This window comes from Vibrio sp. WZ-1 (genome assembly GCF_052037695.1).
Classification (GTDB): Bacteria; Pseudomonadota; Gammaproteobacteria; order Enterobacterales; family Vibrionaceae; genus Vibrio.
The window spans coordinates 1-511 of record NZ_JBQEQR010000001.1; the positions used below are offsets into that span (position 1 = coordinate 1).

Below are 511 nucleotides of genomic sequence, written 5' to 3' on the forward strand. Positions count from 1 at the left end.
GCAGTCACGGCGTTACCTGCGCCATCGGTAATGGTCACCGACGCAGTGATAGCTTGGCCATCGACACCAACCAGTTTGCTGGCATCCACATCCGCGCTAAAGCCAAGCTTGCCATCAGCTAGCTTGATAACTTCCACTTCAACTAACAGGTTGTCGCCCAATTTCAGTTGAACCGTATCACCTGCAACAACCTCACCACCTACAGTACCGGTTAGAGTGACTTGGCCTGTCGCTTCCGCTTGGTTAATGGTGTTGTCGTCACCGACCACAATTGGATCGAGGTTGATACTCGCCGTCGGCGCATCCACATCGACTAGGTAGGTTTCAGTATCGCTCTTCTCTACGCTGTTGCCCGCTTCATCGGTCACGCTCACTGAGGCGGTGACTGACTTGCCATCAAAGCCAACCAGTTCGCTGGCGTCCACGTCCACGCTGAAGCCTAGTTGGTCATTGCCAAGGTCAACCACTTTAGTCGTCGTCAGGGCATCATCACCTAACTGTAAAGCAACGG

At 53.6% G+C, this 511-nt stretch carries 1 protein-coding gene; it reads right to left on the bottom strand.

All coding sequences use genetic code 11. The features are described from left to right. A partial coding sequence (locus tag ACTS60_RS00005; RefSeq protein WP_440886703.1) for an Ig-like domain-containing protein occupies nt 1–511 on the bottom strand: 511 nt, incomplete at both ends.